Annotated in this window: 1 protein-coding gene and 4 pseudogenes; 2 read left to right on the top strand and 3 right to left on the bottom strand. The window is 66.2% G+C overall.

Annotated elements, in window-relative coordinates; genetic code table 11:
* Positions 1-109: 109 nt before the first annotated feature.
* From ABZ624_RS41455 to ABZ624_RS41445, 3 genes and pseudogenes are all read right to left on the bottom strand, one after another.
* Positions 110-1,042 (bottom strand): annotated as a pseudogene (locus ABZ624_RS41455) (IS5 family transposase).
* 90 nt (positions 1,043-1,132) lie between these two features.
* Entirely contained in the window at positions 1,133-1,357 is a 225-nt protein-coding gene (locus tag ABZ624_RS41450; protein ID WP_360100659.1) for an integrase core domain-containing protein, read from the bottom strand.
* A 1,202-nt stretch (positions 1,358-2,559) separates the two neighbouring features.
* Positions 2,560-3,834 (bottom strand): annotated as a pseudogene (locus ABZ624_RS41445) (IS110 family transposase).
* A 1,261-nt stretch (positions 3,835-5,095) separates the two neighbouring features.
* On the opposite strand from ABZ624_RS41445, the pseudogene ABZ624_RS41440 reads away from it, so the two are divergent.
* Positions 5,096-5,347 (top strand): annotated as a pseudogene (locus tag ABZ624_RS41440) (transposase family protein); the annotation flags it as partial.
* 1,166 nt (positions 5,348-6,513) lie between these two features.
* Positions 6,514-6,961 (top strand): annotated as a pseudogene (locus tag ABZ624_RS41435) (ISAzo13 family transposase); the annotation flags it as partial.
* Positions 6,962-7,060 lie beyond the last annotated feature (99 nt).

Genomic DNA, 7,060 nt, shown 5'->3' with positions numbered 1-7,060 from the left:
TCCAGGACCTGCTGAGGTGCTGGACCGGCACCTGCACCACCTGCGGCCGACCCCTGCCGACCATCAGAACCAGAACCTAACGAAGCACTACTAGGGCATGTCCGGGCGATCATGAGCGAAGCCAGATGAACAAGGCTGCGACGGTGACAGTGCTAAGGAAGACGTAGCCGCGTTTGTCATAGTGAGTCGTGACAGCCCTGTGTGCCTTGAGTTTGTTGATGGCGCGTTCGACAGTGTTGCGCTTTTTGTAGCGTTCCTTGTCTAAGCGGGGTGGCCTGCCGCCGCGTGAACCCCTGCGCAGGCGAGCAGCCTTGTGGTCCTTCTTCTCCGGGATGACGTGGCGGATGCCGCGTCTGCGGAGGAAGGCACGGATGGTGCCGTTGCTGTACGCCTATCCGCGCTGAGACTGTCCGGGCGTCCGGCGTGGACGGCCGAGTCCGGCCCGGGGCACGCGGATCTTGCCCATGACGGGCGCGAACTGGGTACAGTCCGCCCGCTGCCCTGGGGTGACGTGAGGGACAGAGGGCGGCAGCGGCCGTCCGCACTGAGATGCAGCTTGGTGGTGAACCCGCCGCGGGAGCGGCCCAGGCCGTCGCCTGCCGCACCACCGCCGCCCGGCGGCCTGGCAACTTCAGCCGGGGCCGCTCGCTCTGGTTCCACCGCGGCGCCCCCTTTGGAGAGTCCGGTGTCGGCGGTGGGGTTCTGCGGGCACCGGCGGCGTTCTGGTGGACCCGTATCACCGTGGGGTCCACCGAGATTTGCCAGTCGATCCCGCCTTCGGCGTCGGCGGCAGCCTGGGCCTGCCGGAACAGCCGGTCCCAGTGCCATCGGCCGACCACAACCGATGGCGCTCATATGCGGTCTCCTCCGAGACGAACCGTGTCGGCAGATCCTGCCACGGCACCCCGGTCCGTACCCGGTGCAGTATCCCGTTGATGACCTGGCGGTGGTCCCGCCACCGGCCGCACCCGCCCGTTGCTCATCGGCAGCAGCGGCCCAGCCGCTCCCCCTGCTCGTCTGAAAGATCTCCCCGCTCCGCCATGCACCGGTCGACACTCCCGGGCGGCAGGCGGGCGTGAAAGACTCGTCTGGGTGAGCTTTCCGCTTTGGTGAAGGCCATTGGTGTTGGTGGTCAGGCTGCGAGTGCTGCCGCGTACTGGGCGGGAGTGTGGTAGCCGAGGCTGCTGGGCAGATGGTGCAAGTGGTACCAGCTGTCGGTGAAGTCGAAGATCGCGGTGCGAGCGACGGCCCGGCTGGGCCATGCGGCAGTGCCGGGCAGTTCGTGCTTGATGTGGCGAAGGAACGACTCGGCGAGCGCGTTGTCCCGAGCACTGCCCGGGTGCGGCCCCCGCGGCAGCTGGACTGCGAATGCGTCCGCGAGTGCGGCGAAATTGCCGGCTGGTGTACTGGCGGCCGTGATCTGGATGATGGATCACCGGACCGTTGGGGCGACGCCGTCAGCAGGCGGCCTTGAGAGCATCAGCGACCAGATCGGTTCGCAGGTGATCGGCAGTCGCCCAGCCGACCACGCGAGGCGTTGTCGATGACGGTGGCCGGGTAGAGCTGGCCCTCCTCGGTCGGGACGTAGATGATGTCGCCGCATCAGCGGGCATCGAGCCCGGTGGGGTAGGGCTGGAGGTTGCGGACGGCGAGAGCGGGTCGCAAGGCGGCCCGTGGATCGGAGATCGTGGTCAGGCTGACGCCCTCACCTGGTCGGCATGCCTGGCGTGTGCCTGGCATCTCTCGCGGGTGGGGACGAGATGCCCTCGGGAGGAAGCTGATATCACCCTTCCAGGGGTCTTTTTGAAATAGCGATCCAGGCGCAGGGCACAGGCTGACAGCTGCTCGATTTGCGAGTAGCCTGCAGCGGCCGGTAGAGGACGTGACGTCACCGCCATCCACCATCCCGGAGGGCAGTGGCCTCATGTGGAATGGCCGCAAGCCTGTACGAGGCGATCCGGCCGGGTGAGAGCTTGCGGGAGTGAAAGTGAATCTTCCTCGGGTAGCCGCAGGCAAGGCCGTAGACCCGGTCAGGGACACTCGACAGCAAATGCAGCCTGGTGCAGGATCCTTTCAGCGCCCTCGACGGGGCTGGACTTCTCTTCGCATGGAACCCCCAACTGCCGTCGAGGGCCTACGCTACATCGGAACCAAGCCGCGGCAGGCCGGGGACGTGGCGCAGTCGGCCTCGCTACGCCACGTCTCCGACGCAAGGAGACCGCCGGCTCCCCGAACACCGGCCGACAGCCCGCCGAACGGCGGTCTTTACCGCTATCAGATCCACGGCGGTGATTATGTGGCAGGTTTCCGGCCAGTCTCGCTCACCAGCCAGATGCACGGACCGGCTGCCGGTGAATGGCATCGCACCGACTGGTAGACCCCGAAGTAGCGCCCGCGAACACCCACAACACGGTCGGCACCCAGCAGCACCCGCAACCACGTGCCTTGACCGCAAGCACAGCACATAGGACTGCGTCCTACATGGTCAGTTTGAGGAGCCGTTTGCAGCAGCGGAGTGCGGATGCCAGTCCGAGAAAGACACCTCAGGCCCTCAGCTCGTCAAGCCGCCCTGGCGAGTGCGGCCGGAAAAGCTGTGTCCTCGTCGAACAGCCTGTGGTGCTGGAGGCAGTGGTAGAGCTGTCCGAGCATGCGATTGAAGAGATTCCGTTGGGCGGCAGCGTGCCAGTCACCGTGATCGTCGCGGCGCCTGCGGTAGTGGGCTTTGGCACCAGGTGAGGCGCTGATGGCGGAGAAGGCCCAGAGGAAGCCGACATGGTTGAGGCGGTCATTCTTCACCCATCGTCGGGTGACATTCGTTTTCTTGCCTGAGGCGCGCGTGATGGGTGAGGCGCCGGCGTAGACCTTCAGGCCGCGGGCGTCTGCGAAGCGTCGACGGTCGTCTCCGAGCTCGGCCAGCACCCGGGCGCCGAGCTGAACGCCGAGGGCGGGGAAGCTGAGGATGATGTCAGCGTCCGGGTGCTGAGGGAACGCCTCGGCCACCGCCTCTTCAAGGTTGGTGGCCGCCTTGGAAGCGGCCTCCAGCTGGGCCAGGAGGGCCAGCATCTGCTTGCCGAGCGCGTCTTCGACCAGCGGCGGCCGGTGCGCCCACTCGGCTCGGAGGATGCTGCGAAGCCGTGCAGCTTCCGGCCTCGATGCCGCGCTGGCGGCCTGCCCGCTTGAGCGCGGCTTGAAGCTGTGCACGGGTCAACCTTGCGCCCCGGGTCGGAGTGGGGGCGAGGCGGAGGAGTTCGTGAGCCTCGGACCGGCACAGACCCTTCTTCCATGGCTCCACGGCTGCGAGGGCAGCGGGGTAGTACTCACGCAGCAGTGAACGGAGCTGGTTGGCGATCTGCTGGCGATTCCAAACGGCGTCCTGCGGGGCACGGGTGAGCACGGCGATGGCTCGAGCCAGTTCACTGTCCTGGGGCAGAGGCCGGTGGGCGTGCATGTCTGTGCGCAGGATGTTCGCCAGCACGAGGGCATCGCCGGGATCGGACTTCTTGTGAGAGACGGAGTGCCGGTCACGGTAGCGAGCGGCGGCCATGGGATTGATCGCGAACACCTTCCGCTTGCCGGTCCGCAGCACCGCGACCAGCAGGCCACGGGAGGTTTCGATCGCGATGGGGATCGGGCTCTCCGCGCTGTCGCCGTACTCTGCGAGGAGGTCCAACAAGATCTTGTATCCGGGTGCATCGTCGGTGATGTGCCGTTTGGCGAGCAGCTGGCCGGTGTCGTCGACCAGGGCGACGTCATGGGTGTGCTTGCCCAGTCAATACCGCAGTAGATCAAGTCGGTCCCCTCCGCTGTGCTCTCTTCTTCTGTCGACGAGCTCATGCGGGCCACGCAGCGACCTAATCCCAGGACTCGACTCTCATGATCGGTCCGCCACCTCAGTAGTTGTTCGTGGCACCAGCTCACCCCGCGGGCCTCGGTCTCTTCGGGAGCTCGGTCGGCTCGGGCCTATGGAGAGGTCACTGCGGGATGGGCTCGCCCCACCAACGCCAACGAGTGAACGAGACGTAGGTGTTGACGCTCGACGGCGCTGGGCGGCGCCGATCTTTCTCTAGGCATCCAGGCCCGGCCAAGTACGGGTGTTCGCCCAGCACCGACGAGGACCAACATCCGCGCTGTGGTGGTGGCCGGCGAGGCGTCGGGACGTGTGCTCCGTCTGTCCGAAGGCCTTGTAGGCCAAGCCGCCCGCTTGCATCCACCCGGCACCCGCTCAACCACCACCACTCGAGCGATCCGCCGAGCCACCTGGCCTGTCGGACCGCTCTTAACTCCGGATTAGGCCAGGTAGTTGGCAGGTTTGCGCTCGTAGCGGTGGTTGAGGCGGCGGTGGCCGGCCCCGAGAGACATCGCAGCAAGTGAGGGATGTCGTAGGCCTTGCCGGCATGAACACGCACGGGCTTGGAATCTGCTGCATGGGATTCGTGTCCCCTGTGGAAATGGGACAGCATCGGCTTGAGGGCGAGGCTGTCGTGGGTGCTGGCCGCAGAGAGTCCGACGCGTAGGGGCAGTCCGTCCGCGTCCAGTAGAACGTGCATCTCGGAACCCGGCCTACTGGGCTCGGGCCTGCAAGTTCGCCCCCCGAGGCTGCTCTATCGAGTCAAGCTGCCGCATGAAGATCCTCGAGACTCGTTCCGCTGCTGTGGCTGGGACGTTCGAGGATCTTGAAGAGCTGGCGGCAGATAGCTCGCCTGAGGCACTGCTGGGCGTCGCGAGAGGTCTTGCCGTCAGCGACCCGCCGGGCGACGTACGCCTTCGTGGCTGGGGGACTTCGTTGCTCATGTCGCCGCCCGGCACTGCATCGCCAGAGCCTGCGGCTTCGTCACCGACCTCGGCCGTCTTTTGGAAGACGGGCACCCCACCTCGCCAAGGTGCTGTTGGATAGCGCAGGCCCGGACGGTCGATGGGCTCCTTCGCCCGCGGACTCGAGGACTGATCTTGCTTCGGTTTGGTGGACACCTTCCCGCTTGTGGACACTGAGGTCTTTCAGTGTGGCAACCGATCGGGTGACAGGGGCCGTGGCCACAACGCCCAAGGCTCCCGTGCCGCACTCGACCTGCCCCATGCGCTCATCGAGTGGGCCACGATGCTCATCGTCACCCGCGAGGGTGACCGACGGTGCAAGCTCCCGCCGCACCAGCGTGCCCCGGCCGCTCTGGTCTACCTGCGCAAGCACGAGCCCTTCGCGCAGATCGCCGCCGGGTTCGGCATCTCCATCGGCACCGCGCACGCCTGTACGACCGCGGTCACCGATCTCCTGGCCGCCCGCGCACCCGGCCTGCTGCGTGCCCCGCGCGAGGCGGACCCCAAGTTCATCCTGCTCGACGGCACCCTGGCCGGGGCCATGCGTCTGCCGCCCTCCCGACACTCAACGGATTTCGGCGCCGAGCGCTGGCAATACCCCCGCGGTACGTGATGGGCCTATGGCGAAGTCTTCCCCGACCCGTATGCGGGCTCCCGAACGGCCGGGAGTCATAGGTGGCAAATATGGTGACCTTGACGAACTCATCGCCGTGCAGGGACGCTTTCCCGGTCACCGGCCCTGTGTGGAGGCCCTTTGCGCCAGGCAGCCCCGTCTCGGCAAACCGCCATGCAGCAACACCGCGTCGGCCTACGATGGCACTGTCCGCGGTGTCCGACGGTTTGTTTTCAGTGGCTCATGGACCTTCTGCGGCGGTATGCCCGCACCCGACACTTCGGAGAGCAGTAGAGAGCGTCGGATCTGCATGCCGTGAGCGGCTTGCCGCAGCTCCCGCACGACCGGCCGATTTCACTATCGCTGACGCGGTGTGCGGAGACACGCACCAAACATGCATGTGAACATGTCACCCAACGTAATAAAGTCTCGGCGTTGCGTACGACGAGCCGACCGCACGCTGCGCAAGGTGTCGGGGATAGTTCGGCCCCGCGGCCTACGAGTTTGAACCATTCAAACCCATGCACCCGACGTGTGTCTTGCGGTTGCAGAATGCCGCATCGGTAACAGGACCCACAGATCAGTTCTCGCACCTTCCAGCGATGACCTCGCCTTGTGCGGATTCCGGTGACGAGGTAGGCGGGGCCGATGATCCGGTGGCGGCACAGAGGACAGGGCTTGGCAGATCGACTGGTTCGCATAGCTTTCACGCTATTGCTTCATATTCTTCCTGTAGTGAAGGATATGACTGGCGTGCCGCGGGCCGCCCCGCAGTGCCGCAGCGACGTTGCCGTCCTATTCGCCAGCGTCATGCGAGGTGGCACAACGTCGGCGAGTTAGCGAGCACGATTGCGCTACCGAGCAGGGGCGTCTCCGAACTGGCGTCCATTAGGGCAGCGTTGGTCGGAGCACTGGGAAGGGCTATGGTGGGACGCCCAGATCGGGCGTCGGAACGAACGGACCTGGGCGTTCGGTACATCCGCCCGGCACCCGCCACGGCACCTTCCCCCATGCTGAAGTAGCTCGTGGGGCTAAGGGCCTGCAGACCTTTAACTCATGGCTTTCCGTTCGGTGGTTGTTGGTCCGGCATGAGTGGGTTGGGTGGGCAACGGGCCGTGCTGGCAGCTAAGTTTGAGGCGATTTTGCCGCACCTCAATGAGCGGCAGCGCCGCCTGGTGATAGGGGCGGAGGCCCAGTCCCTCGGTCACAGCGCGGTCAGAGCAGCCGCCCGTGCCGCCGGTGTCCGTGAGGCCACTGTGGCCCCCGGAAGGCGGGAACCCCGATTCCGGCCAGGCCCCGTTGGGCCGCACCCGCCAGCCCGGCGGTGGCCGCAAACGCGTCGTCGACCGGAACCCAGCCGTTCGGTAGGCACTCCTCACACTGGTCGAGCCCGACGTCCGCGGAGATCCCATGTCGCCGCTGCGCTAGACCACCAAATCCACCCGCAGGCTCGCCGAGCAGCTGACCCGGCAGGGCCACAGGGTCTCCGCGGACACGGTGGGTGACGTCCTGGGCGAGGAGGGCTTCAGTGTGCAGGGCACTACTAGTACTGCAACGGTGCTTGCTGTGACTGGTGGCCAGGTCGGTCGTTGGTGTGGTTGTGGGTGGGGACCTTGCTGATGTCAGGTTGTGGGC

This window comes from Streptomyces sp. NPDC007205, assembly GCF_040634095.1.
In the GTDB taxonomy this organism is placed as follows: domain Bacteria; phylum Actinomycetota; class Actinomycetes; order Streptomycetales; family Streptomycetaceae; genus Streptomyces.
Note: the sequence above shows the minus strand (reverse complement) of the source record. Positions and strands in the feature narration are given on the sequence as shown.